Below are 439 nucleotides of genomic sequence, written 5' to 3'. Positions count from 1 at the left end.
CGACCGGCCTGAGCTCGGCCACCAGCTCGATCGCTTCGCTGTCGACTTCCACGTCAACCGGTATTGGCTCGCTCTCCACCGGCCTGTCCACGACCAACAGCAACGTCGCCTCGCTGTCCAGCGGCCTGTCGACGACCAATAGCAACGTCGCGTCGCTGTCCAGCGGACTGAGCAGCACGAATAGCCCGCTGACCTCGCTGTCGACGTCCGCTTCGTCGGGCATCAGCACCGCGCAGAGCGGTGTCAACTCGTTGTCCACCGGGCTGTCGACCGCGAATAGCACCGTCGCGTCGCTGTCCACGTCGACCTCGACCGGCCTGAGCTCGGCCACCAGCTCGATCGCTTCGCTGTCGACTTCCACGTCGACCGGTATCGGCTCGCTTTCCACCGGCCTGTCGACCGTCGCGACGACGACCAACAATCTCGGCAGCAGCACCGC

The 439-nt window shown here is 65.8% G+C and carries 1 protein-coding gene; it reads right to left on the bottom strand.

The genetic code is table 11. The features are described from left to right. The coding region (locus J5M56_RS27105) for a hypothetical protein (RefSeq protein WP_279381851.1) at window positions 1-439 on the bottom strand (439 nt) is incomplete at both ends.

It is taken from the genome of Pseudomonas sp. 51_B, from assembly GCF_017491595.1.
In the GTDB taxonomy this organism is placed as follows: Bacteria; Pseudomonadota; Gammaproteobacteria; order Pseudomonadales; family Pseudomonadaceae; genus Aquipseudomonas; species Aquipseudomonas promysalinigenes.
Note: the sequence above shows the minus strand (reverse complement) of the source record. Positions and strands in the feature narration are given on the sequence as shown.